This is a genomic window from Providencia sp. PROV080 (genome assembly GCF_033688105.1).
Lineage (GTDB): Bacteria > Pseudomonadota > Gammaproteobacteria > Enterobacterales > Enterobacteriaceae > Providencia > Providencia zhejiangensis.
Window position 1 is genome coordinate 2,126,269 of sequence record NZ_CP096346.1, and the last position, 23,408, is coordinate 2,149,676.

Below are 23,408 nucleotides of genomic sequence, written 5' to 3' on the forward strand. Positions count from 1 at the left end.
GATGTGATGAAAGCATCGGCAATTGAGTTTCTTCTTGTTCATTTATGCTTGAAATTTATGGTAAACTTTCTACTGTTAATTGTTTTGCACAGCCAGAGGTGCTTCTGAACACGCCATCGCAACTTTCACTACCACTCTATCTACCTGATGATGAAACGTTTGCTAGCTTTTATGCAGGCGAAAATGAAGCGTTGTTGTCTGCGATTAAACTCGCCATTAATCAACCCCACGGTAGCTATATTTATTACTGGTCTCGTGAAGGTGGAGGAAAAAGCCATCTATTGCATGCCGCTTGCGCTGAACTTTCCGAACAAAATATGGCGGTAGGGTATGTACCACTCGATAAACGTGCCTATTTTGTTCCTGAAGTTTTGGAAGGTATGGAACACCTTTCTTTGGTTTGTATCGATAACATTCAGTGTATTGCGGGTGATCCTGAATGGGAAATGGCGATTTTTAATTTGTATAACCGTATTTTAGAAATCGGTCGTACCTGCTTGTTGATCACGGGTGATAGGCCACCAAGGCAAATTGAACTTTCTCTTCCTGACTTAGCCTCTCGTCTAGATTGGGGGCAAATTTATAAACTGCATCCACTGAGTGATGAAGACAAAATCTGTGCGTTGCAGCTACGAGCTAGGATGCGTGGTTTTGAATTACCAGAAGATGTATGTCGCTTTGTGTTAAAACGTCTAGACAGAAAAATGGGGACGTTATTTGATATTTTGAACAAACTGGACCATGCATCAATTGTTGCACAACGTAAACTGACAATTCCTTTTGTCAAAGATATCCTCCAGTTATAAAAAGGCAGCCTCTTAGCTTAATGCCGATCAGTTAAGAACTAAATAATGAGTTGAACGATCCTACAGTTCTGCAAAAATCCGTAATCATTCCAAAAATTACGGATTTTTTTATGTTACTTAGCCAAGCACTCGAGACTGTTCAGGCTTTCTCTCCAACAGAATTTACAGCCCTTTCGGACCTCCTTTCCGCTGAACTTATTGATGAATGTCTCGTGGATGCTGGGGTTGTTACGATAAGAAAACGCCGTCTTCCGATGGAAATGATGGTATGGGCTGTAACAGGAATGTCCCTTTTTCGTTCTCTTTCCATGGCGCAACTCGTTTCTCATTTAGACATTGTTTTACCAGGTAACCGGCCTTTCGTTGCACCAAGTGCCGTTGTTCAGGCACGTCAACGGCTAGGGGAAGATGCAGTCCGTAAAGTATTTGAGAAAACAAGTCAGCTCTGGCTTGATAAACTGCCATTATCACACTGGAACGGATTAACCCTAATGGCTGTCGATGGCACATTATGGCGTACACCAGATACCCCTGAAAATGATGCCGTATTTGGGCGAACAGCCAATGAACACTCACGTTCTGATTGGCCGCAACTTCGCATGGTTTGCCAGATGGAGATCACAAGCCATCTGATTTCGGGCGCACATTTTGGTAGCGTTTCCGAGGTGAGCGAAATTGGCCTTGCTGCCAAATTGACAGAGCAAACCCCGGATAGTTCTCTGACCATTTTTGATAAAGGATTTTATGCTCTGGGGTTACTTCACCATTGGCAGTCCTCTGGCGTAGAGAAACACTGGATGCTCCCATTACGTAAAGGCTCACAGTACCTAGTCGTAGAGAAACTCGGCTCCGGAGATGAGTTAGTTGAATTACGTCTATCCCCTCAAGCACGCAAAAAATGGACTAACGCTCCAATGATATTGAGAGCTCGATTGATAACAAAAGACGTGAATGGGAAGAGGGTTCAGATATTAACATCAATGAGTGATCCACTTCGATACCCCAACGCCGATATTGTCGACCTGTATGGGCATCGTTGGGAAATAGAACATGGCTTCAGAGAAATGAAGCAGCATATGTTGAATAATGAACTCACATTGAGGAGCAAAAAGCCCGTCTTAGTAAATCAAGAGTTATGGGGAATGGTACTCGCGTATAACTTACTGCGGTTTATGATGGCTCAGATGGCATACAGCTTGAAAGATACAGAGCCCTATCAGATGGGATTTAAACAAACTGCGATATACCTGAGTGCCCAACTGAGCCTGCTTCCCGCGGTTGCTCCGGGAAACATACCAAAATTCATTAATGGGATATTGGCAATGGCTAGAAGTTTTGTTCTACCGAGTCGACGACAAAGGCATTACCCTAGGGCGGTAAAGAAAAAGCCGCAACGATACCCGTTACGGCGATATTAATGACTTAACTGACAAGCATTAAGCCTCTTAGCTGCCTTTTTTGTATCCTTATAAAAGCTCAAGGACTTGCTCGGGGGGACGTCCTAGTTTTGCCTGTTTGCCTTTGACAACAATAGGGCGCTCAATCAGTTTTGGGTTTTCATGCATGGCTTGAATGAGTTGTTCTTGCGTTAAAGTGGTTTCCCCTAAATTTAGCGTTTTATAGCACTCTTCTTTCGTGCGCATGAGTTGGCGAGCATCTGCAAAGCCTAACGCCTTTAACAATTGTTTTAGTTGAGAAACACTAGGCGGATTTTTCAAGTATTCGACGATAGTCGGTGTAACCCCATTGGATTCTAATAGGGCTAGGGTCTCACGGCTTTTAGAACAACGTGGATTATGATAAATGGTTATTGTGTCCGTCATGGTCATCATTTCCTTACGGTTTGGCTTTACTGTCTCTTAATTGTAACTTTCTTAATTCATCAATACGTGCATCATAGCGTTGCTGTTCATAGCTGCCTAAACGACTTTTACGGCTGGCTTCGCTAAGATAATTGATCGCATTATCATAGTTACCCCGTAATGCCATTCCTTCCGCATAGGCGGCCAGCTCTTCATTCCGTTTGCCTTGTTTGGCGGACGTTTCTGCTAATAGATCCCACCCATTTGGGTCGTCAGGATTATTGAATGTATATTTATTCAGCAAAGAACTCGCATTTTGGTACTGTTTATTATTAATTAACGCATTGGCAAGGTTAATTTGTAATACAGGGTTATTAGGCGATTTTTTCAATGCGTTTTGTAAGCGGGTCACGGCTTGGGATGAACGACGTTGTTCAATATCTAAATCGGTCATACTATCGATAAACCATGGGTTATCGGGTTGTTTTTCCAGCAAACTCGCCATGATTTTAGTTGCCTCAGCATATTTTTTATCTTGTGATAATTTTAATGCTTTACCGTAGTCCGCGGCCATGCGTTCTTGCGCCGTGCCTTGACTATAATTTTCAAGAATTTGGTCAAGGGCATGCTGTTGTCCCGCTGTATACATTGATAAGATACGCACTCGTGCATACATAAAATCATCGGAAGACGGTACGGTGAGTTTGGGGTACTGATTAGAGCGGTTACGCGCATCCGCTAAACGGCTATCGGGTAATGGGTGCGTTAACAGTATTTCAGGTGGCTTTGACATGTAACGAGTTTGGTCTGACATGGTTTGCATAAAGTCAGCCATAGCATGAGGGTCAAAGCCTGCGCGTCTTAGTGTTTGTAAGCCGATGCGGTCTGCTTCTTGCTCGTTAGCTTGAGTAAAGCTGATCATACCTTGCTGAACGCCGGCCATTGTTCCTGTTAAGGCCGCAAATCCGGCTTGTGGGTTTGCCATGACCAATAAGAGTGAACCAATAGTGCCAGCTATAGCAAGCGGTGTGGTACTTTTTTGGTCTTCCATCATACGTGCAAGGTGGCGTTGCGTCACGTGAGAGATTTCGTGAGCCATCACAGAGGCAAGTTGACTCTCGTTTTGGCTGTAACGAAAGAGTGCTGAATGCAATACGACATTACCACCAAAGTAGGCATAAGCGTTAATGTTCGGATTATTCACTAAATAGAACTTAAAAGGTGTTCTAACGGAATCCGCATTTTTGACTAATCGCATACCGAGCTTATTGATGTATTGATTGAGGAGAGGGTCATATATCAACGGGGTACTTGCACGAATTTGGCGCGTGATCGCATCACCCATAATAATTTCTTGGTTGATACTCAGCGTACCGCCAGCGGTCGTACCGATGTCAGGAAGCGTGTCCTCAACGGCACTGTATGCGGGGAATGTCGCGCCGTTGACGCACGCTGCTATCAATAAAACTAGAAGTGGATTTTTCAGTTTTTTATTCATGAAAAAATTGCATCCCGTACAACGATTAATTTTCAGCTTAATCCATGATAGCAAAAGCTATCGAAATGTCTGTTAATTGGTATAATTTTCGCTAATTTAGGAACTGTCTTTAAAGCATCACTTCCCAAGGAGCTATATATGTTGGAAATGCTATTACAATGGTATCGGCGACGCTTTGCTGATCCTCAGGCTGTTGCGTTGTTTACGTTGCTCATTGTTGGCTTCTGTATCATCTTTTTCTTTAGCAATATATTAGCTCCGTTGTTGGTCGCTATCGCCTTAGCTTACTTACTTGAATGGCCGACACATTTACTTGAGCGTATTGGTTGCTCTCGTGTTGTTGCGGTTACGATTATTTTGACCTTGTTTGCGGGAATTAGTGCCATGGTCATTTTAATTATTGCACCAACGGCATGGCAACAAGGGATTAATCTGGTAGGGGATTTGCCAAATATGGTAAATCGTTTTAACGAATTCGCACAAACCTTACCTGAACGATATCCGGCTTTAGTTGACGCGGGTATCATTGATATGATGGCTGATAATTTACGTGGTCGTTTGTCAGGGATGGCGGAATCCGTCGTGAAAATGTCGGTGGCTTCTTTAATCGGTGTATTTACTTTAGCTATTTATACCGTTCTTGTGCCTCTAATGACATTTTTCTTATTAAAAGATAAACAAAAAATCATTAATAGTGTCCAAAAAGTCCTTCCACGAAACCGTTTATTGGTGGGGAAAGTATGGATAGAAATGAACCAACAAATTACCAACTATTTACGTGGTAAAGTCACTGAGATGATCATTGTTGGCGTTTGTACCTATGCGGGATTCGCTTACTTTGACTTGCGTTATTCGGTGTTATTATCGGTACTGGTCGGGGTGTCGGTATTGATCCCTTACATTGGTGCCGTGGCGGTAACCATCCCAGTGGTTCTTGTGGCGTTGTTTCAATGGGGGATCGGCAGTGATTTTTGGTCGCTAATCATTGTTTACCTTGTTATTCAAGGGTTAGACAGTAATTTATTCGTTCCGCTACTCTTTTCTGAGGCCGTGAATCTTCATCCGCTTGTGATTATATTATCGGTAGTGATTTTTGGGGGATTATGGGGTTTTTGGGGCGTATTTTTTGCGATACCGTTAGCCACATTGATCAAAGCGGTGATTAACGTCTGGCCTGAAGAAACAACGGAAAACCAAGCTAAACTGGAGTGAAGGGGCGACAATGCTGGCTAATATCGAGTTACAACAAGGTGATATCACTAAAGTTACCGTCGATGCTATCGTGAATGCAGCGAATAGTTCTTTATTAGGCGGTGGTGGCGTCGATGGCGCTATTCACCGTGCTGGAGGCAGTGCAATTCTTGATGAATGCCGCCAAATTAGAGCTAAACAGGGAGGGTGTAAACCTGGGCATGCAGTTATAACGACAGCGGGTCGTTTGCCTGCTAAATATGTTATTCATACGGTAGGGCCGGTATGGCAAGACGGAACATACGGTGAAACACAGGTATTAGCAAATGCGTATTTATCCTGTTTACAATTGGCCAGCCAGTATAAGGTCGCGACCATCGCATTTCCCAATATTAGCACTGGGATCTATGGTTTTCCTAAGGCATTAGCTGCACAGGTTGCTTGCGAAACCGTCGTAAATTACCTTGCCGCTCATGCGTTGCCGATGAAAGTCATTTTCATGTGCTTCGATGCAGAAAATTACCATTTATATCAACAGCAACTGCAACAATAAAACAGGATTGTGGAAGCGTTATTGTTCATGATTTTATCGGTTCAATCTGGCTTAGATTAACCTATATCGAGTTACGCTTGCTGACGAGGTTATTGCTCCAACGGGAGCAGTAACCAGTTTATTTTTGTTGTTTGGTTGGCTATTCATCGAGATTCATTGTCTTGTCCTCTCTGTCGATAATGCCGGAACATGAATGGGATGAATTTGAATATCATAGCAATAAGTTGTCTCTATCTTTGTTTCGCGTTCAGCGAAGAATAGAGGTGTTGGTACTGTTCAGATGAACAATCATCGTTAGTTTTTGATTGTCCTGTCTTTTGCGCGGTAGGATTAAGGTTGCTGGAGAAAGAAGAGAGGGTTGTGTAAAGCTTAACAACCCTATCAGGTAAAATATTAAGCGTGACTATTTATGTATTCGAGAACAATTTCATGGTGATTGCTGGTTTTGAAATTATCGAATACATGTTCAATAGTTCCATTTGCATCAACAAGGAAACTAATACGATGGATGCCATCATAAGTTTTCCCCATGAACTGTTTTTCACCCCAAACACCAAATTGTTCACAAACTTGATGATCTTCATCTGAGAGCAGTGTGAAGTTCAACATTTCTTTTTCAGCGAAACGAGACAATTTTTCGGGTTTATCTGTGCTAATGCCTAAAACTTCAACACCCTTTTGTCTAAGTGTATCCATTTCGTCACGCAGACCACATGCTTGGACTGTACATCCTGGGGTCATGGCCTTAGGGTAGAAGTAAACTAATACGCGTTGACCCTGATAATCTGAAAGATTGATGATTTCACCATCTTGGTCAGGAAGGCTAAATTGAGGCGCCTTATCACCGGCTTTCAATGGGTTCATTACATATATCTCCGTTAACTCTGCATTTTAGGATTATTAACAATGCTTATGTTGCCTTTTGCATTGAGTATTGTACATAGTTGTTGAAATTTATTCTTTATAATTATGCCATTATCATCCAATGGATGATGCGCTGTAATTTGAATTTCGAGCTGAGCCGGCATGCCATTGTTTGCGGGTTGTGTTTTTGACACAAGCTCCGCGATATTACATTGTTGAGTTGTGAATAAATTCGTAAATTGTTCTACGATACGCGGTGCATCATCAACCATAACGTTCACTGTGACTGTTGATGGATAATCGGTTGTTTGTACACTTTGTGTACGCTTCATCACAATCAACAGATCAAGTTCGGCCCCTTTCAGCGGTAGAATAGCTTCAATTTGGGCTATCGCGTTCCAACTACCGGAAAGCATCATAATAAAGGTAAATTCCTTACCAAACATGGCTAATCGGCTGTCTTCAATATTGCAATCACACTCGCTCACAAGACGTGTAATAGTATTCACAATGCCCGGACGATCGGTTCCTAGCGCAGTAATCACAAGAAATTGCTGTTCTGTCTTAGGCAAAGTCTGTTCCTTATTTTTAATTGGCAGATCCACTTTTTAGCTTCAAGATTCCAAGCATAAAATCTGCTTGTTGATATCGGTAAGGAAACCATAAAAATGAGAATCTGCCAAGTAGGCAGATTCACTCTTGCGAAGAATGATCGAGAATTATTACTTCTGTTTAAGTTATTCATGGCGGTATTAACAAAATTCATTAAAAACCTGTGGTTGGGTGGTTTTCTTCTTTCAAATGAAAAAGTACCATGGAGACTAAACTATTTAGGGGGTATAGCTATGTCTCATTCAAACACAAACTATAAAGCGTTTTTAACTGGCAGTATTGTTGCAGTAATTACACCAATGGATTCAAATGGGCGTTTGGATAAGCAAAGCTTGAAAAAATTGGTTGATTACCATGTTGAGAGCGGTACCTCCGCCATTGTCTCTGTTGGGACCACAGGTGAGTCGGCAACCTTAACGCATAAAGAACATGTTGAAGTCGTTCACACCACGTTGGAACTTGCCGATGGGCGTATTCCTATTATTGCTGGAGCAGGGGCGAACGCGACCGCAGAAGCTATCTCGTTGACAAGAGAGTTTGAACATTCCGGAGTGGTTGCCTGCCTGACAGTGACACCGTATTACAATAGACCTTCACAAGAAGGCTTATATCAACACTTTAAAGCAATTTCAGAAAACACGAGCTTGCCTCAAATTCTCTATAATGTACCATCACGCACAGGATGTGATTTATTACCAGAAACAGTGGGGCGCTTAGCTAAATTGGCGAATATTGTGTCAATTAAAGAGGCGACAGGGAACTTAGCAAGGGTTCATCAAATCAAAGAACTGGTTAATGACGATTTTGTTCTGCTCACTGGTGATGATGCAACCGCACTTGACTTCATGCAGTTGGGCGGTCAGGGCGTTATTTCTGTTACTGCTAACGTTGCTGCCGCACAAATGGTAAAAATGTGTGACTTAGCGCTTGCGGGCAAATATACTGAGGCTCGTGAATTAAACAAACGTCTGATGGGTTTGCATCATCAGTTATTTGTTGAGCCTAATCCAATTCCAGCGAAGTGGGGCTGCCACCGCCTTGGCTTGATTGCTGACGATACATTACGGTTACCAATGACACCGTTAACCGCAGCCGGTCAACAAAAAGTGGAAGAAGCCCTGAAACTCGCTGGGTTACTGTAAAATTTAGGGAATTTTAATGGCAACACTATTGCAAAAATCGAAGGTTATGAAGGTTGCTGGCCTGTCACTCGTTGTGTTACTGGCAGCCTGCTCCAGCGATCAGCGCTATAAACGTCAGGTCAGCGGTAACGAAGACTATCTCGATGCCGCGCCATTGAAAGTGTTAAATATACCTCAGGGAATGACATTACCATTGCAAAATGGTGAATATGAAATCCCTAAAGTCACCTCATCGGGCCCAGTAGGTAAAGCACTTGATATTCGCCCTCCAGTATTGTCTATCTCGCAACTCGCGGGTTCACGTACTGAAGATAGCGCTGAAGCAAGCCGTTTGTTGCTTGAGAATACACCTGAAAATAGTGCGCTTTGGTCACAAGTCGCAATGATTTTGGAACAACGTAATATTCCTGTTTCTTCTAAGGATGATGGTTCGCACGCGATTGAAACCGATTGGGTGAAATGGGAACGTGCAGACGAAGATGTTCCGTTAGAAAGTCGTCATAAAGTGACTGTTCAGCCGCAAGGCGGGATGATCGCATTGACTGTCACCAACTTAGGCTTGCGCCAAGGTACCGAGTCGATTAACGATCAGGCCGAAATTCAGCGTTACAATAAATTATTGTTGAATGAATTAACTGAGAGCCTGTACGCACTCCGTGATACCTCGAATAAAAACAGCATTCAAAGTGCTTATGGCATCATTGATGTTCAATCAGGTAGTGATTCTACAGGTTTACCTGTGGTTATCGTACGTGCGCCATTTGATGCAGTTTGGGAACGTTTGCCACGTACTCTCGAAAGCGTTGGTATGAAGGTGGGTGACCGTAGCCGTTCAAATGGTTCTGTTATGGTCACCTATAAGGGGCTAAGTAGTTCCGAATGGCAGAATTTAGGTATTGATGATCCTTCCATTCCTGAAGCAGATTATAAAATTCAAGTGGGTGATTTGAATAACCGTAGTAGCCTACAGTTTATCAACACCAAAGGTGTACCATTAACTCAGAAACAAAATGATGATATGGTTGCTGCCTTGAAAGCCGCTTTCAGTAAAGTGGGTAATAAGTAATTTTTTCTGACTTATCAAGCCGTGATCCAGCGATATTGGGTCACGGCTTTTTTTATAACTCACAATCCTGTCTTAACTCTCGTCATGGTCAACGGCATAAAAAGAGCCACCTTGATGACTTCTTTAAAACCTGAATTTTAAAATTCGCTGTCAATGGACAAAAAACCAGTGTTTAAGCTTAAGTAATCGTTTGCGTCTACACGTGAATTTTATTATCATAAATAGGTGAGGTAGATAAAATATTTAATATCAGTTAGTTAGAGAATTAGATGCATTTATTCAATCACTTATCAAAACAGAGCAGATAAGTAACGGTAGAGAGCAGATTTAACCCCTTCTGCGGTTACTTATCTGAATCTGCGGGTGTCATTTTGCAGGTTGATATCCTAATTGAATAATCCCATCTCTGGAGTGTGTAAGATGCAAAAGAAAGCTGAGTTGTATCGTGGTAAGGCGAAAACGGTCTATACCACTGAGGATCCTGACCTTTTAATTCTGGAATTCCGTAATGATACATCAGCACTCGATGGAGAGCGAATCGAGCAGTTCGAGCGTAAAGGGATGGTAAACAATAAGTTTAACCATTTTATTATGAGCAAACTGGAAGAAGCCGGTATCCCAACGCAAATGGAAGCGCTGCTTTCTGATACTGAAGCACTAGTCAAAAAATTGGATATGGTGCCGGTAGAGTGTGTTATTCGCAACCGAGCAGCCGGTTCTTTGGTTAAACGTCTTGGTGTTGAAGAAGGGATGGTGTTAAACCCGCCACTGTTTGACTTATTCTTAAAAGATGATGCAAAACATGACCCAATGGTTAATGAGTCCTATTGTGAAACTTTTGGCTGGGTAAACAAAGAAAACTTGGCGGAAATGAAGCGCTTAAGTTATAAAGCGAATGAAGTATTATCAAAGATTTTCGCCGATGCAGGGTTGATCTTGGTTGATTTTAAACTTGAATTTGGCTTATTTAAAGGTCAAGTGGTTCTCGGCGATGAGTTCTCTCCAGATGGTAGCCGTTTATGGGATAAAGCAACCTTAAATAAAATGGATAAAGACCGTTTCCGTCAAAGCCTTGGTGGTTTGATTGAAGCTTATGAAGAGGTGGCTCGTCGTATTGGCGTAGAACTCGATTAATGAACAATTAAAGCCGTCACTAAAAAGTCGCTCATATAAGAGCGACTTTTTTTTGGGGATTTATTGTTGATTCGTGCAATTAGATTGTTGATTTAACCGTTGGCAGCCCGCTGTCGCTGATAGGTTAACGGGTTTACCTTGTTCGGATAGCCATAATTTTAGCTGCTCAGCCGCTGGGTGGTGTGTAAAGGCCGTCTGGCGCATTTTTTCATTCTTTTCACCATACTCTACTAGTTTATTATCAATAAAAATAAAATGTTGGACGGTGAAGGAGGAGGAAGACGTCATTGTAAAATGTTTTGTATAGAGCAGTAGAGTGGCATCTTGCTGTGTCGCTGAGTCAGCAGGGGATCCCATAATAGAGACCACTTGTTGTGGCGTCATGCCAGCGGTGATAGCCGTTAATGGGTTTGTTGAAGCATAGCCCACAAGGGAAAATGCTAGAATAAATATTACATAGATAGCTTTAATCGTGTGCATAATGTTCTCCGTCTTATTGAGTGGGAATAAAGCTATTATTTTTAGGCTAGCCAGCGTGGACAGTTTATGGATATTGGCGTCGTTTAATTAATCGAAATCACGTGAGTACCGATAAATGTCGATGACTTGGCAATAAATTTGTTAGCCCAACATTTAGGATCGTTTTCTCGTTCAAGACCAAGTGCATTGCTCAATGAATAAAGTGTTGGGGCGGGTAAGACCGAATCAGATTGTAAATCAGGGTGGCATAACGTATGTTCCGGAGGACCATCAGCAATCACGGTTCCCGCAGATAAGTGGATAGCTCGCTTAAAATTACGTGCGACAAAATCAAGATCATGGCTAATGGCAAGTATTGTTGTTCCCATCGATTGCTGTAAGGCGAGCCACTGTTCAAAACGGCTCAACCAACATGCATCAAAGTCACGAGTAGGTTCGTCTAATAAGAGAATTTTAGGGGCAACAGCACTCAAACAGGCGACGGCAACCATTCGTCGTTGACCCGCGTTTAAATCGAGAGGGTGGCTATCTGCCACATCTTGCAGATGAACACTTTTCAGTGTTTTTAGGGTGCGTTCATTAATCTCTTGTTGAGATAATTTCTGACGACGAAGCCCAAAGGCAACTTCATCTTTCACACGACTATGAAAGATTTGCTTTTCAACTTCTTGAAATAAAATACCAATTTGATTGGCTCGTTGCATGGCGTTGAGCGCTGAAAGCTTGTGACAATTAACCTGAATTTGTCCTTGTGTTGGACGTAATAATCCTGCAACAAGCCGCAATAGTGTTGATTTGCCAGCGCCATTATCCCCCACGAGTGCAACACTTTCACCAGTATTTATCGTGAGTGTCAATTGAGAGATCGTCGCATGCATGGCATTAGGCCAACGGTATTCTAGGTTATCAACGACTATCATGGTAATCCTTAAAGGCATTCAGCAAAGCGTTATCGTCAGTTGGGAGTGCGGCTTGCCAATGGTTTTGATTCATTAAGTGACCCAAAACACGCCAAGCATCAGGCATATTAATAGTCGGTTGCGCCGCAGTAAAAACACGCATTTTGTCATGGCTAGCAATCACCTTGCCATGCGCTAATAACATTAATTGTTCACAAAAGCTGATCGCAGGAAGCAGGTTACGTTCGAATAAAATCACACTGCAACCTGTTTGCTGAGAATACTGTTTTAAGTTGAGTAACATGGTTTGTGTGGCTTTTGGCGTTAAACGACTGAAGGCTTCATCCAATAAGAGCAGTTTAGGTTGCATTGCAAGGGCACAGGCAATCACAACACGTTGCGCTTCTCCTCCTGATAAAGAGTTTGGGTGGCGGTCACGAAGTCTCTCACTATGAGTTAACCGCATAGCGTCATTGACTCGTTGTCTAATTTGTTCTTCAGGTAATCCAAGGTTTTCAGGGCCAAAGGCAATTTCTTGTTCTACGCTAAATCCACATCCTGATAATTGAAGTTGTGGTGCTTGTTGAACCAACTGCCTTTGACTACTGAGTGCAGCCAAATGGTTATTCGATATTGGTTGTGATAAGACTTCAGCGACACCGTCAAGCTTGCCTGTGAGCAGCTCAGGAAACCAACCGCAAAGAAGCTGAGCTAACGTGCTTTTGCCACTACCATTACCACCAAATACCGCAAGCCACTGACCTGCGGACAATTGGATATCGACAGGTCCGAGAGGAGAAAACTCGGTATTGCTAGGTATGAAAACCAATTGCTGTAAATTTACCACCACCAGCGGATCCCTCCTTCAATGACAATGACCATTAGAAGGCTATAACGGAAAATACTTTGCATCGTACTGTCTTTAGGGGCATCTAGAGTTGTGCGATGACTGACAGAACGAAAGCCTCGCATATCTAATGCCGCGCCACGAATTGACATCTCACTCAATGTTTGAGTCATGAGAGGCAATAATAAAGCAGGTAATGAAATCAATCGTTGCCAAAGATGACCATCAAGGGGAACGCCTCTTGCGAGCTGAGCTTCCTTAATGCTCGCTAATTGCTGACGTAATTGTTCCAAAAAGAGTAATGGCCCAGCGAATAAATATGAAAAGCTGCTGGGCAATCGGCTGGCGAACAGTGCTCGAATAAATTTTTCAGTTGGTACGTATTGTAACCACAGCTGTGCGCTACTCATAATGGCGAATAGTTGAAACCATAAAGTAAGCGCTTTTTGTTGCTGGGGTGTTGTTGTAAATTCACCAGTCAGCCAATAGGCTAGCCATCCGCCATGGATCAACCATAAGCCACACGCCATTGGTAGCATAAACCAACACACAAACCGCCAACGATAGCGAGCCTGTCGCCAAATCAGCAAAGCAGCGAAGCTGGCTAAACTGATTGTGATTAATGGCCAGCCAAACGGCAGCAGCACTACGCTGATACTCAACCAAAGCCATAATGTTAGCGACGTAAAAGGGTGCATACTTATCTGACTCGAGCCATATGCGGAAAATTCTGTTGTGCACGTAACGGTAAGCGGCGTACTAACAACCAAGCGATTAATGCAGAAAGAATTTTATCCGCGATATTGGCACCTAAGACAGTAATAGCGACAGACTCAAGTAAGTTTTCCCCAACAGCATGGAAATAAGCGACAAAGAAATCCGCACCGCTACCCGTTGTGCCAGCAAACAGGTAGGTACGAATTGGTACGGCAACTAGCATCAACGCCAATGTAATAATCACGCCAGACAGAATAACGCGCGGTAATGTACGGAATAGCCCTGCATGAGCGAGCAAACCAGCAGTAAGACCTATCATCATAGCAACGGGTGCGAATGCCGCTGCAATAGGGCCACTTAGCAATCCCCATAATAAATTGGTTAATAACCCTGTTAATACCGCAATCCATGGACCGGCTAACAATGCACAGATCAACGTGCCGATCGAATCAAGAAAGATAGGCAGCTTAATCATGGAGCTGATTTGTCCACCTAACATATTAATGGCGATTGAAAAAACAATAAGTACCAAAGTACGACTTGAAAGAATAGGTGATTTAGACATGGAAATTTCGATCCTTAGTGGATTAACCCGTTATTTATCATGATGGTTGTGGCGTGGGGTAACAACGAGTTCGTCATAACCGGATAATTGACAATATTCTCGAGTGAAGGTGATGTTATCTAACTCTCCAATGACTAATTCTAAGGTTGTTCTCACGGTACAACCGTTCATCATATGCCCACCTTGAACATGACCATTTTCATCTGAGATAGCTAAATGCAAATGTTCACTCGTCGCATCTAAGGTGCCGATCAGAGAAACGACTTCATACTTACCCATGATCTGCTGGGTTTCTTCTCTTCCAGCAAAACGTAGATTAACTTGGGTTAAGCTACCAACACAGCCCGCAATAAAAGCGGCTTTCAATTGATTTTGTTGAATAAAATTACGTAATGTTGGAATGACATCATCGTCTGGCTGCAAGCGAAGGGCGAAATAACGCGCGCCAGAAGATGGAAGCCGAGCTGCATTCATGCTTATGATCCTAAATATACTTATAATTTGAATATGATATGGTTTTTCTATTAATAGAAACGCAGTGATAGAGTTAATTATAATAATTTTATATTTATCTGCTGGTATTGTAAGTAACAATCAATGAGATATCAGCAACAAACTGTTTTATCGTGATCGTTTGATTAAAAGTAGGCTTAATTTATGTTAAGTAAAGAATAAACGTCTAAGAGGCAATATAACCATTTTATTTGTAAGGTTAATATCGCGAATATCTGTGTTAATTCAGTGGACTCATTTATCTATTTGCGTGTAATGACGATGTGCAAATAAAAATAATTAATCAAGTTATGCCATTTTTAGGTTTAAACTACGGGTTAACAATTTATTAACTCATTATGGAGGTAACGATGCGTTGGCAAGACCGTCGTCGTAGTAACAATATCGAGGATAGACGATCCGAAAATACCCCTCGTGATTATCGCAATACTGGTGGTGGAATGCGTATTCCTCTACGCGGAAAAAGTGGCCTTGTGATCCTGATTGTTATTGTGGTCGCCGGTTACTATGGTGTTGACCTGACAGGTTTAATTACAGGTGAACCTATTAGTAACCCATCATCTCAGCAAGCACAAAAAAGAGCGATTAGTCCACAAGAAGAACAGCTGGCAGATTTTACGTCAGTGATGCTGGCTTCCACTGAAGACATATGGCAGTCAGAATTCAAAAAATTAGGTAAACAGTATCAGCAGCCAAAGCTCGTTATTTATCGCAACGGCACCTCAACAGCATGTGGTCAAGGTAAAGCCTTTATGGGCCCATTTTATTGCCCAGCAGACAGTAAAGTGTATATCGACCTCTCATTTTATAATGACATGAAAACTAAATTAGGTGCGGGTGGTGAATTTGCACAAGGGTATGTTGTCGCTCATGAAATTGGTCATCATGTCCAACACTTATTAGGCATTGAGCAGCAGGTGAGACGATTACAGCAAGGCATGAGCACAAAAGAAGCCAATAAGCTATCTGTCAAACTTGAGTTACAGGCCGACTGTTTTGCGGGAGTTTGGGGACATAATATGGACAAAGAAGGCATATTAGATGATGGGGATCTGCAATCGGCGTTGAATGCCGCGCAAGCCATTGGTGATGATAGGCTGCAACAACAAAGCCAAGGCCGTGTTATCCCTGACAGCTTTACGCATGGCACGTCTCAACAACGCTATTTTTGGTTTAAAAAAGGGTTTGAAACGGGAGATATCAACAGTTGTAACACCTTTTCGGCTAAAAACAACATTTAAGGGGAGTGAATGAAACTTAGTGAAAGTGTTAGCAGCGCCATAAGGACGTTTAGTTATTTTATGGCCAGTGGTTCACACGTTATGCTTGAGGGGGTTGATTACTTATCTCTTTATGGTGAAGAGCCCAGTGCAATTGAACAAGCCTACGCTATTTTTATCAATACCCTTGAAATTGATGAAGCAGGGGAAGTTTTGAATTTTATTCACGCACAAAAAAGAGCAACTGATTATATTCCCAGTTATTGTGATGCATCCTTTAATGTGGAGCCCCCCTATGAAGAGTGGGAAGTCGCTTTATATTAAGTACTGAATGGATTATTAAAACCCCCTTGAGAGAGGTTTCAGTGCCACAGCTAAAGTGTACGATAACTGCTATTTGCTTATGTATAGGATTGAATCATGCGTTAGCGAAAACGCATTATGCGATGCAAGATTTTTCATCTGAGGGGATGTTAACATTTTCTATTGATTTACCTAAAACCGGTCATGAGCAAAAACTCATCGTTAGAGGAGAGGCTTGGGGCCTAAAGTCGCAGGTTAGTCAGCCACAATGCTAAGGTACATTATTAAATAAAAACACCAATAACGAATGGATAGTGCCAAAAGATTGCGAGTGTGTTTTTTGGCATGTACATCCGTATAAAATTGAGAAAGGGCACATTGATGCTGCTAAACAAGCCACAGTGTTTATTGCCGATGACTCCCATCATAAAAAACGCGATTACTCTCTGAACTGACGTCCTTAAATTTCAAAAATAAAATGATAGCGATAGGTGGTGAGCCTGTTAAAACGTTATTTCAGGCATATATTGGGCAATAATAATATACGCTTAGGTTTGATTCTTATTCGGGGAGCCAATAACATAGGCGTTACTTTTTATTTTTAGCGATCCTTATAAGCAAAAAATAGTGTTTTTTACAGGGAATATGATATGAGTCAGGTTGATCCTACTTTGATAATTTTATTAGTTTTAGCGGGTCTTGGGATCATTAGTCATAATATGACAGTGACACTAGCGATGTTATTTCTTTTAGTCGTACGTATAACGCCTTTAAATAATTTTTTCCCTTGGGTAGAAAAATATGGTTTAACGATCGGGGTTTTAATCTTAACAATTGGCGTTATGGCCCCTATTGCAAGCGGTAAAATCTCTGCACAAGATGTATTAGGTTCTTTTTTAAACTGGAAATCACTGCTGGCTATCGTGATAGGGATTTTAGTTTCTTGGCTAGGTAGCCGAGGCGTGACATTAATGTCACATCAACCCTCAACAGTGGCAGGTTTATTAGTGGGTACGGTGATTGGCGTGGCGCTATTTCGTGGTGTGCCTGTCGGTCCTCTTATTGCCGCGGGGATATTATCATTGTTGATTGGGAAATCTTAGCAAAGATATGAATGACTCACTTCCTGAAATATGTGCTCAATTAAGTGACTATGGCTATCGACGCTTACTGGTATTATCGGGTGAAAGCCAGTGGGTGGTTGAACGGTTGCAAGAGATCCAATCCACCATAAGTGGTGACTGGCTGACACTTTCATCAACCATGCCAAATGCTTTACCCGTCAAAAGTGCCCATTTATTATTAGGTCGAGAGTTTTTACATGCTGTTTTCGATGCCCGAGAAGGATTACACAGTGAAGCATTAGCCATGCTGGCAGGAACATTAAAAGCGGGCAGTTTATTGATTTTATGTACACCAGCGCAGCATATTTGGGCCGATACGCTAGATAGTGACAGTTTACGCTGGAATGAACAAAATGGCGCGATAGCAACGCCTAATTTTGTTCATCATCTACAACGAGTTATAAAATCACGCCCCGATGTCTTGCTGTGGCAACAGTATCGGCAACCCTATTTTTCACGACTACCAGAACAAGCACATTGGCAAGCACCTTCAGGTGAAGCAACAGCGGCACAACAAATAGCATTAAACCAATTATTAGCAGCAACATCTGGGGTATGGGGAGTGATTGCCCCTAGAGGGCGTGGTAAATCCACTCTCGCGGGGATGCTGATACAAAAATGGCAAGGAAAATGTTGGTGTTGTGCACCCGCAAAGGTTGCTATACAAACCCTTGAAAAGTACGCTGGTGGCGCAGTGAGCTTTTTCTCGCCTGATGAGTTGCTACGTTATTGCCTGAAGGATGGCGAAATTGATGCAGACTGGTTAATTATTGATGAAGCTGCGGCGATCCCTAGCTATATTTTGCGACAATTAGTCAGCTATTTTCCTCGAGTCTTATTAACGACCACAGTGGAGGGTTATGAAGGCACAGGTCGAGGCTTTATCAATAAATTCTGTAGCCATTTGGATAATTTTACATCACTTCATTTAGCGGCACCTATCCGTTGGGCAGAAAATGACCCTTTAGAAAATTGGCTTAACCAAGCATTACTGCTTGAGGAAACTGACATTAGCACAGAAACTCACCCGGTATGCTTAATCGAACAGACGACTCAACAACAGCTAGCGGACAACCCAGAACAGCTAAAAAACTTTTATGGACTCTTAACTAGCGCTCATTATCGAACATCCCCCCTTGACCTACGTCGCTTACTTGATGCCAGCCAGCAGCAATTTATGACAGCAAAATCATCGACTCAATTGGTCGGGGCACTATGGATGGTGGAAGAAGGGAGTTTAGACCATGCATTAAGTTGGCAGGTATGGGCTGGTTTGCGTCGTCCTCGCGGTAATTTGCTGGTGCAATCTCTTGCGGCGCACAGTTATTTTCCTGAAGCAGCACAAATGCGTTCCCAGCGTACTATGCGAATTGCTGTTGCTCCTGCCTATCGCCGGCAAAAAATAGGTTTACAACTACTTGCCGCACAAAAACACCTAGCCCTTGAGCAAGGAAGGGATTTTTTATCTGTGAGTTTTGGGCTGACCCCTGAATTATTAAGTTTTTGGCAGCAAGCGGGTTATCGATTAGTGCGTGTAGGCAGTCACCTTGAAGCGAGCAGTGGATGTTATACCGCAATGGCGATACTGCCGTTATCAGCACAGGCCTCACTGTTATGTGAACAAGCTGAATGGTGTTTATCAAAAGATCTGTTCTGGCGAAAAGACCTTAGTCATTTCAATTTGCCATTCTGTGAACAACAACATTTGAGTGACGAAGACTGGTTAGAACTCGTGGGTTTTGCTTTTTATCACAGAACACTTGAAGCTAGCAGTGCGGCGATACAGAGGTTACTGACTCAACACGAAGGTGGGTTGTTGTTATTGCGTTTCTATTTTCAATTACAATTATCGCTCGAAGAGATATGCCAGCAACTACAGCTAGCAGGACAAAAGGCTTGGTTAAAGCAAGCTCGGGCAGAATTGAAGCAATGCCTTCAACGTGACTACCCTGAGCTTGTGGAAATGGTAGCGCAAAAAACTAATCTTTCTTGTTTTTAGGCCAATCGTCCTCATCATCCCAAAGATGGTTGTTATCTTTATGTGGCGGTATCTCTGGTTTATTATCAAGAAATTTTTTATGATCAAACCGCATCATCTCTTTGATAGCGTTCCAGATGATGCCGACTAAAATCAGTAGGACTACCCACCAATAATCTGCTAACCAATGCATATGTAGCCTTCTATACTTGCCAATATGAGGTTACTAAAAAGGTGGAAGAAAAGTGAACACTTTTACTGGCACACATTTAGCATCACATTAAAGTTTGAAATTCGATAGGGTATTTTCCTTATCGATCATTCAGTTTATTTAACCATGTTTTCGGTGCGGTTGGGAGAGCCATTTTGAACATAACAAAAGGATTTTTAATTTTATTAGGTTGGCTCGCGGTAATACTCGCCTTTTTAGGCGTTGTATTGCCGGTATTGCCAACAACGCCATTTTTACTCTTAGCCGCATGGTGTTTTTCTCGCTCATCACCGCGTTTTCATCACTGGTTACTCTATCGCTCTTGGTTTGGTGGATATATTCGGCATTGGCAAACCTATAAAGGCCTACCAAAAGGGGCTAAACCTAAAGCAATGGTAGTGATATTGGTGACATTTATGATATCGATTTGGGTTGTTAACTTTTGGTGGTTAAAACTCGGACTATTTATTTTGTTATGTTGGTTACTCTTTTTTATGTATCGCTTACCTGTGATTGATAAACCAATCCCGAGTAAAAATGAATTGCCATGATTGCGTTATAAAAAAGCACCAAATTGCTTGGTGCTTTTTGGGTTTATTCCGCTATTTTAATATAGCGATTAAAAACGTACTCTAAATTGGCTAATAACCAATCGTGACCCAAAATATCTTCTTGTTGCAAAACAGTTTTGATGACTTCAGGTGTTAACAGTTGCTCGGCCTCATGTGACAACGGCCAATAACTAATATGCCAAGGCTCATAAGCAACACCGGCATCTTTGGCGGTAAAAGGGCGGTAGAAATCGTAGGTGGCCATATTGTCACTCAACCATTGATTCAGTTCAGCAAAATAACCGCCTGATTCATATTCCCAAGGTTCAAGTTGCAGTGACTGCCCCGCGGGAAGGCGTAAAGGGTCATAAACATCGATTTCAGTTCCCCAGTGATGCCGACTTGCTCCGGGCAGGGCGGACCAATGTAAAATTGCCTCACATAACTCGCCTTCCGTTAACAACGTAATGTCTAATGGCTGGCTCTGTTTATCAAGTACAGGGCGTTTCCCTGAGAATTTCTCATTCCAAATCAGTTGCTGGCGAGAAAAATCACGAAATGCACTCGCAGACTGGAGTTTAAAGCCTGCTCTTGCCGCGGCTTGTTGCATGGCTAAAAATGCTTTGGTCGCATTAAACTGAAGGCGATGAGGACCACCTAATGTGACGAGATGCTCCGTTGAACGACCTGTTAGCATTTCAATCGAAATCATAATAGCAATAGCTCCATAGTTCGCTCATAGATTAAAGCGAGTTGTTGCAAATCACTGACCTTGACACACTCGTCAACCTTATGAATAGTTGCATTTAATGGACCTAACTCAATGACTTGAGCCCCCATTTGCGCAATGAAACGGCCATCAGATGTTCCCCCGCTAGTCGATAACTCAGTCGTTCGACCGGTTAATTCACGGATAGCTTGGGTCGTCGCATCAACTAAATGACCTGAGCGTGTCAAAAAAGGTTGACCTGATAATGACCAAACCAACTCATATTTTAGCTGGTGGCGAGCAAGCATCTCTTCAACACGCTCTTTGATCATTTTATCCGTTAATTCCGAACTGAATCGGAAATTAAATTGGACAAAAAACTCACCAGGAATAACGTTGGTTGCGCCTGTTCCTGCTTGTACGTTAGCTATTTGCATGCTGGTTTCAGGGAAAAATTCATTTCCTTGATCCCACTGTGTCGAAACGAGTTCATCTAAAAAACGGGTCGCACGATGGACTGGATTATCGGCAAGATGGGGGTAAGCGACATGTCCTTGCGTGCCTAAAATGGTTAAATGAGCGGTCAATGAGCCACGTCGACCATTTTTAACGGTATCACCAAGTTGCGATTGACTAGAAGGCTCACCCACCAAGCAATAATCTAAACGCTCATTGCGCTGCATTAGTGTTTCAACAACTTTGACCGTACCATTGGTTGCTTTAGCTTCTTCATCGGAAGTGATCAAAAAAGCCAACCGACCACGGTGGTTAGGATGTTTTTCGACAAAGCGTTCAGCAGCCACAATCATTGCGGCTACGGAGCCTTTCATATCAGCGGCACCGCGTCCATATAGATGCTGATTAATAATCGTCGGTGTAAAAGGCGGTGTTTGCCATTTAGCAGGATCGCCAGCAGGCACCACATCAGTATGCCCCGCAAAAGCTAAGGTTTCACCATCTGTACCATGATGTGCCCAGAAATTTTGGGTATCACCGAAGGGCATATCTTCCACCACGAAGCCTTTCTTTTTTAATCGTTCGATTAATAAAGCTTGGCAGCCTTGATCATCAGGGCTAATTGATGGGCGAGAAATGAGTGCTTGAGCAAGTTGTATAACAGGACAATCCATCGTAGCTCTCCAGCTTATTGGGTAAACTGTTGGTATTCAGCAGCAGAAAAGCCGACAAGATAACGCTTATCTGCTGATACAAGAATGGGTCGTTTGATCATTGCGGGTTCTGCCAACAAGACTTGCTTAGCACTTTCAGCATCGACAACGGCATTTTTTTCCTCGTCGCTAAGTTTACGCCAAGTTGTCCCTCTTTTGTTGACTAAGACTTCCCAACCCAGTTCTGCGATGAAAGAGGAGAGTAAGGCATCATCAATTCCATCAACGCGATAATCATGAAATTGGTAACTAATATCATTGTCTTCCAAGTAGCGGCGAGCTTTTTTGATCGTGTCACAATTTTTGATGCCATACATGATGTAAGAGGAAGTGTTGGACATGAGGTTTTCCTTTGATAACTAACAGTTAGTTGTACATGATGCGTGAAAATGACATTATGATCTACCCCTTATCTCCAGAAAGAAAAGTTAATCTATTGATTAAATAAAAAAGCGACAATCCAGTTTTATCTATTTTTTAGTGAAGCGATAAACAATTTGAAAGTTTATTATTTAGAGCGCATATATATTAAGCTGGCTTCTAAACGAGAACGTACATTTAATTTTTTTAGTAAATTACGGATATGCACTTTCACCGTTTCTTCCGAGATAAAAAGTAATTTCGATATTTCTCTATTTTTTAGTCCCGCGGCTATTTCATGTAGTATTTCACGCTCTCGGCGCGTTAACGATGACACAGGATCATGCAGCCGATGACGATTGCTCAGGCACTGATACACTTTTTCACTAAACACATGATGGCCCGCAGCCGCTTTACGCATGCTGTTCATGAGCATATCAAGGTCACTATTTTTGAGTAAGTAACCTTGTGCTCCAGAATCTATTGCGCTATAGACATCTGTTTTAGATGAAGAAAATGATAGAACGAGCAGGTAGGATTTCAGGCAGTATTTGCGTAATGACCTGATCGTTTCGAATGTTTTAATACCATAGATGTTGGTGTCAATAAGAATGATATTAGGTTGTATTTCCTCCGCAATATGTAGTGCTTCAGAGCAATTACAGCTTTCTGCTGTGACATGAAAATCTTCATCTGCGTTGATTAATTGTCGTAAACCATAGCGATAAATCGGATGTTCATCAATGATCATAACGGTTTGGGAAGACATAGTGGATTCCTTTTATGCCTATACTGACAGTATGAAGTTAGTAAATAATGAATATAAAATTAATGTTTATAATATAGGGTCACTTTATTTTTTTATCATTTTTGTGTTTTATTAATATACGATTTTTTATATTAATGGATGTAGTTAAAATAGAAGTACAGATATTTAAAAACAGACGGAACATAAAAAATAATAACGTGATTTTTACATGATTAAAATTATCAAGGATAATTATATCTATATAGAATTATTATTTGGATTAGCAGGGAAAGGGCGCAGTAAATTGTACTGAATCGTCTCATGCAATACTGTAAGCAAAAGAATT

27 protein-coding genes and 1 pseudogene are annotated in these 23,408 nt (G+C 42.1%); 13 read left to right on the top strand and 15 right to left on the bottom strand.

Annotated elements, in window-relative coordinates; all coding sequences use genetic code 11:
* Positions 1 to 98 precede the first annotated feature (98 nt).
* Complete coding sequence (hda, locus tag M1F03_RS09275; protein WP_251465285.1) at positions 99 to 806, top strand: DnaA inactivator Hda; 708 nt, start codon at positions 99 to 101, stop codon at positions 804 to 806.
* A 110-nt stretch (positions 807 to 916) separates the two neighbouring features.
* A complete protein-coding gene (locus tag M1F03_RS09280) occupies positions 917 to 2,224 on the top strand; it encodes an IS4 family transposase (protein WP_251465252.1) in 1,308 nt (435 codons plus the stop codon).
* 48 nt (positions 2,225 to 2,272) lie between these two features.
* Here the strand turns inward: M1F03_RS09280 and arsC are convergent, their stop codons facing one another.
* The gene (gene arsC, locus M1F03_RS09285) at positions 2,273 to 2,629 is read right to left on the bottom strand and encodes an arsenate reductase (glutaredoxin) (protein ID WP_154624999.1); all 357 of its coding nucleotides are present in this window, start codon (positions 2,627 to 2,629) and stop codon (positions 2,273 to 2,275) included.
* A 13-nt stretch (positions 2,630 to 2,642) separates the two neighbouring features.
* Complete coding sequence (locus tag M1F03_RS09290; protein ID WP_154624998.1) at positions 2,643 to 4,106, bottom strand: tetratricopeptide repeat protein; 1,464 nt, start codon at positions 4,104 to 4,106, stop codon at positions 2,643 to 2,645.
* 138 nt (positions 4,107 to 4,244) lie between these two features.
* Between M1F03_RS09290 and M1F03_RS09295 the strand changes: the two genes are divergently transcribed.
* Complete coding sequence (locus tag M1F03_RS09295; protein WP_154624997.1) at positions 4,245 to 5,318, top strand: AI-2E family transporter; 1,074 nt, start codon at positions 4,245 to 4,247, stop codon at positions 5,316 to 5,318.
* A 10-nt stretch (positions 5,319 to 5,328) separates the two neighbouring features.
* Entirely contained in the window at positions 5,329 to 5,850 is a 522-nt protein-coding gene (locus M1F03_RS09300) for an O-acetyl-ADP-ribose deacetylase (RefSeq protein ID WP_251464072.1), read from the top strand.
* Positions 5,851 to 6,243: 393 nt separating this feature from the next.
* On the opposite strand, the gene bcp is transcribed toward M1F03_RS09300, so the two are convergent.
* Together bcp and M1F03_RS09310 are read right to left on the bottom strand one after the other, a co-directional pair.
* The gene (gene bcp, locus M1F03_RS09305; protein ID WP_154624995.1) at positions 6,244 to 6,714 is read right to left on the bottom strand and encodes a thioredoxin-dependent thiol peroxidase; all 471 of its coding nucleotides are present in this window, start codon (positions 6,712 to 6,714) and stop codon (positions 6,244 to 6,246) included.
* 14 nt (positions 6,715 to 6,728) lie between these two features.
* The gene (locus M1F03_RS09310) at positions 6,729 to 7,286 is read right to left on the bottom strand and encodes a glycine cleavage system transcriptional repressor (protein ID WP_154624994.1); all 558 of its coding nucleotides are present in this window, start codon (positions 7,284 to 7,286) and stop codon (positions 6,729 to 6,731) included.
* Between the two features lie 273 nt (positions 7,287 to 7,559).
* Here M1F03_RS09310 and dapA point away from each other — a divergent pair, with 273 nt between their 5' ends.
* The 3 genes from dapA (at position 7,560) to purC (ending at position 10,668) form a co-directional block, all read left to right on the top strand.
* Positions 7,560 to 8,468 carry a 4-hydroxy-tetrahydrodipicolinate synthase gene (dapA, locus tag M1F03_RS09315; protein ID WP_154624993.1) on the top strand — a complete coding sequence of 303 codons (909 nt, stop codon included), beginning with the start codon at positions 7,560 to 7,562 and terminating at the stop codon, positions 8,466 to 8,468.
* Positions 8,469 to 8,484: 16 nt separating this feature from the next.
* Positions 8,485 to 9,534 carry an outer membrane protein assembly factor BamC gene (bamC, locus tag M1F03_RS09320; RefSeq protein WP_154624992.1) on the top strand — a complete coding sequence of 350 codons (1,050 nt, stop codon included), beginning with the start codon at positions 8,485 to 8,487 and terminating at the stop codon, positions 9,532 to 9,534.
* Between the two features lie 420 nt (positions 9,535 to 9,954).
* Entirely contained in the window at positions 9,955 to 10,668 is a 714-nt protein-coding gene (gene purC, locus M1F03_RS09325; protein WP_154624991.1) for a phosphoribosylaminoimidazolesuccinocarboxamide synthase, read from the top strand.
* 60 nt (positions 10,669 to 10,728) lie between these two features.
* Here the strand turns inward: purC and M1F03_RS09330 are convergent, their stop codons facing one another.
* The 6 genes and pseudogenes from M1F03_RS09330 to M1F03_RS09355 all read right to left on the bottom strand — a co-directional run bounded on the left by M1F03_RS09330 (position 10,729) and on the right by M1F03_RS09355 (position 14,650).
* Complete coding sequence (locus tag M1F03_RS09330) at positions 10,729 to 11,148, bottom strand: hypothetical protein (protein ID WP_251464073.1); 420 nt, start codon at positions 11,146 to 11,148, stop codon at positions 10,729 to 10,731.
* Positions 11,149 to 11,231: 83 nt separating this feature from the next.
* Positions 11,232 to 11,984: pseudogene (locus tag M1F03_RS09335) on the bottom strand (energy-coupling factor ABC transporter ATP-binding protein); the annotation flags it as partial.
* 70 nt (positions 11,985 to 12,054) lie between these two features.
* The gene (locus tag M1F03_RS09340; protein WP_251464075.1) at positions 12,055 to 12,897 is read right to left on the bottom strand and encodes an energy-coupling factor ABC transporter ATP-binding protein; all 843 of its coding nucleotides are present in this window, start codon (positions 12,895 to 12,897) and stop codon (positions 12,055 to 12,057) included.
* Positions 12,888 to 13,592 carry an energy-coupling factor transporter transmembrane component T gene (locus tag M1F03_RS09345; RefSeq protein ID WP_251464076.1) on the bottom strand — a complete coding sequence of 235 codons (705 nt, stop codon included), beginning with the start codon at positions 13,590 to 13,592 and terminating at the stop codon, positions 12,888 to 12,890. Before M1F03_RS09345 ends, M1F03_RS09340 begins: the two co-directional genes overlap by 10 nt.
* 2 nt (positions 13,593 to 13,594) lie before the next feature.
* Positions 13,595 to 14,176 (bottom strand): ECF transporter S component, encoded by a 582-nt coding sequence (locus M1F03_RS09350; RefSeq protein ID WP_251464077.1) that lies wholly within the window; start codon positions 14,174 to 14,176, stop codon positions 13,595 to 13,597.
* Between the two features lie 30 nt (positions 14,177 to 14,206).
* Positions 14,207 to 14,650, bottom strand: a complete 444-nt coding sequence (locus M1F03_RS09355) for a PPC domain-containing DNA-binding protein (RefSeq protein ID WP_154624985.1) — start codon at positions 14,648 to 14,650, stop codon at positions 14,207 to 14,209.
* 389 nt (positions 14,651 to 15,039) lie between these two features.
* Between M1F03_RS09355 and M1F03_RS09360 the strand changes: the two genes are divergently transcribed.
* The 5 genes from M1F03_RS09360 to M1F03_RS09380 all read left to right on the top strand — a co-directional run bounded on the left by M1F03_RS09360 (position 15,040) and on the right by M1F03_RS09380 (position 19,335).
* Positions 15,040 to 15,930 carry a neutral zinc metallopeptidase gene (locus M1F03_RS09360; RefSeq protein ID WP_154624984.1) on the top strand — a complete coding sequence of 297 codons (891 nt, stop codon included), beginning with the start codon at positions 15,040 to 15,042 and terminating at the stop codon, positions 15,928 to 15,930.
* 9 nt (positions 15,931 to 15,939) lie between these two features.
* Positions 15,940 to 16,233 (top strand): hypothetical protein, encoded by a 294-nt coding sequence (locus tag M1F03_RS09365; protein ID WP_318839913.1) that lies wholly within the window; start codon positions 15,940 to 15,942, stop codon positions 16,231 to 16,233.
* A 41-nt stretch (positions 16,234 to 16,274) separates the two neighbouring features.
* Positions 16,275 to 16,487, top strand: a complete 213-nt coding sequence (locus M1F03_RS09370; protein ID WP_251464078.1) for a hypothetical protein — start codon at positions 16,275 to 16,277, stop codon at positions 16,485 to 16,487.
* Positions 16,488 to 16,862: 375 nt separating this feature from the next.
* Positions 16,863 to 17,315: a DUF441 domain-containing protein gene (locus M1F03_RS09375; RefSeq protein WP_154624981.1), complete on the top strand. Its 453-nt coding sequence runs from the start codon at positions 16,863 to 16,865 to the stop codon at positions 17,313 to 17,315.
* Positions 17,316 to 17,322: 7 nt separating this feature from the next.
* A complete protein-coding gene (locus tag M1F03_RS09380; RefSeq protein WP_251464079.1) occupies positions 17,323 to 19,335 on the top strand; it encodes a tRNA(Met) cytidine acetyltransferase TmcA in 2,013 nt (670 codons plus the stop codon).
* Here M1F03_RS09380 and M1F03_RS09385 read toward each other — a convergent pair.
* On the bottom strand, positions 19,316 to 19,507 hold the full coding sequence (locus tag M1F03_RS09385) for a YpfN family protein (RefSeq protein WP_154624979.1): 192 nt from the start codon (positions 19,505 to 19,507) through the stop codon (positions 19,316 to 19,318). The two genes, M1F03_RS09380 and M1F03_RS09385, sit on opposite strands and share 20 nt — an antisense overlap.
* A 179-nt stretch (positions 19,508 to 19,686) precedes the next feature.
* Between M1F03_RS09385 and M1F03_RS09390 the strand changes: the two genes are divergently transcribed.
* On the top strand, positions 19,687 to 20,076 hold the full coding sequence (locus M1F03_RS09390) for a DUF454 family protein (protein ID WP_163863576.1): 390 nt from the start codon (positions 19,687 to 19,689) through the stop codon (positions 20,074 to 20,076).
* Positions 20,077 to 20,119: 43 nt separating this feature from the next.
* Here the strand turns inward: M1F03_RS09390 and M1F03_RS09395 are convergent, their stop codons facing one another.
* From M1F03_RS09395 to M1F03_RS09410, 4 genes are all read right to left on the bottom strand, one after another.
* Entirely contained in the window at positions 20,120 to 20,788 is a 669-nt protein-coding gene (locus tag M1F03_RS09395; protein ID WP_154624977.1) for a M15 family metallopeptidase, read from the bottom strand.
* A complete protein-coding gene (gene dapE / locus M1F03_RS09400; protein WP_251464080.1) occupies positions 20,785 to 21,915 on the bottom strand; it encodes a succinyl-diaminopimelate desuccinylase in 1,131 nt (376 codons plus the stop codon). The genes M1F03_RS09395 and dapE overlap by 4 nt, the downstream gene beginning before the upstream one ends.
* 14 nt (positions 21,916 to 21,929) lie before the next feature.
* Positions 21,930 to 22,295, bottom strand: coding sequence for an ArsC family reductase (locus M1F03_RS09405; RefSeq protein ID WP_154624975.1), 366 nt, complete (start codon positions 22,293 to 22,295; stop codon positions 21,930 to 21,932).
* A 167-nt stretch (positions 22,296 to 22,462) separates the two neighbouring features.
* On the bottom strand, positions 22,463 to 23,083 hold the full coding sequence (locus M1F03_RS09410; RefSeq protein ID WP_154624974.1) for a LuxR C-terminal-related transcriptional regulator: 621 nt from the start codon (positions 23,081 to 23,083) through the stop codon (positions 22,463 to 22,465).
* Positions 23,084 to 23,408: the final 325 nt, after the last annotated feature.

Bases quoted from the DNA above. Each gene is read 5' to 3' on its own strand.
- M1F03_RS09280 (WP_251465252.1), top strand. From the start codon at position 917: ATGTTACTTAGCCAAGCACTCGAGACTGTTCAGGCTTTCTCTCCAACA.
- arsC (WP_154624999.1), bottom strand. From the start codon at position 2,629: ATGACGGACACAATAACCATTTATCATAATCCACGTTGTTCTAAAAGC.
- M1F03_RS09290 (WP_154624998.1), bottom strand. From the start codon at position 4,106: ATGAATAAAAAACTGAAAAATCCACTTCTAGTTTTATTGATAGCAGCG.
- M1F03_RS09295 (WP_154624997.1), top strand. From the start codon at position 4,245: ATGTTGGAAATGCTATTACAATGGTATCGGCGACGCTTTGCTGATCCT.
- M1F03_RS09300 (WP_251464072.1), top strand. From the start codon at position 5,329: ATGCTGGCTAATATCGAGTTACAACAAGGTGATATCACTAAAGTTACC.
- bcp (WP_154624995.1), bottom strand. From the start codon at position 6,714: ATGAACCCATTGAAAGCCGGTGATAAGGCGCCTCAATTTAGCCTTCCT.
- dapA (WP_154624993.1), top strand. From the start codon at position 7,560: ATGTCTCATTCAAACACAAACTATAAAGCGTTTTTAACTGGCAGTATT.
- bamC (WP_154624992.1), top strand. From the start codon at position 8,485: ATGGCAACACTATTGCAAAAATCGAAGGTTATGAAGGTTGCTGGCCTG.
- purC (WP_154624991.1), top strand. From the start codon at position 9,955: ATGCAAAAGAAAGCTGAGTTGTATCGTGGTAAGGCGAAAACGGTCTAT.
- M1F03_RS09330 (WP_251464073.1), bottom strand. From the start codon at position 11,148: ATGCACACGATTAAAGCTATCTATGTAATATTTATTCTAGCATTTTCC.
- M1F03_RS09345 (WP_251464076.1), bottom strand. From the start codon at position 13,592: ATGCACCCTTTTACGTCGCTAACATTATGGCTTTGGTTGAGTATCAGC.
- M1F03_RS09350 (WP_251464077.1), bottom strand. From the start codon at position 14,176: ATGTCTAAATCACCTATTCTTTCAAGTCGTACTTTGGTACTTATTGTT.
- M1F03_RS09355 (WP_154624985.1), bottom strand. From the start codon at position 14,650: ATGAATGCAGCTCGGCTTCCATCTTCTGGCGCGCGTTATTTCGCCCTT.
- M1F03_RS09360 (WP_154624984.1), top strand. From the start codon at position 15,040: ATGCGTTGGCAAGACCGTCGTCGTAGTAACAATATCGAGGATAGACGA.
- M1F03_RS09365 (WP_318839913.1), top strand. From the start codon at position 15,940: ATGAAACTTAGTGAAAGTGTTAGCAGCGCCATAAGGACGTTTAGTTAT.
- M1F03_RS09375 (WP_154624981.1), top strand. From the start codon at position 16,863: ATGAGTCAGGTTGATCCTACTTTGATAATTTTATTAGTTTTAGCGGGT.
- M1F03_RS09380 (WP_251464079.1), top strand. From the start codon at position 17,323: ATGAATGACTCACTTCCTGAAATATGTGCTCAATTAAGTGACTATGGC.
- M1F03_RS09385 (WP_154624979.1), bottom strand. From the start codon at position 19,507: ATGCATTGGTTAGCAGATTATTGGTGGGTAGTCCTACTGATTTTAGTC.
- M1F03_RS09395 (WP_154624977.1), bottom strand. From the start codon at position 20,788: ATGATTTCGATTGAAATGCTAACAGGTCGTTCAACGGAGCATCTCGTC.
- dapE (WP_251464080.1), bottom strand. From the start codon at position 21,915: ATGGATTGTCCTGTTATACAACTTGCTCAAGCACTCATTTCTCGCCCA.
- M1F03_RS09405 (WP_154624975.1), bottom strand. From the start codon at position 22,295: ATGTCCAACACTTCCTCTTACATCATGTATGGCATCAAAAATTGTGAC.
- M1F03_RS09410 (WP_154624974.1), bottom strand. From the start codon at position 23,083: ATGTCTTCCCAAACCGTTATGATCATTGATGAACATCCGATTTATCGC.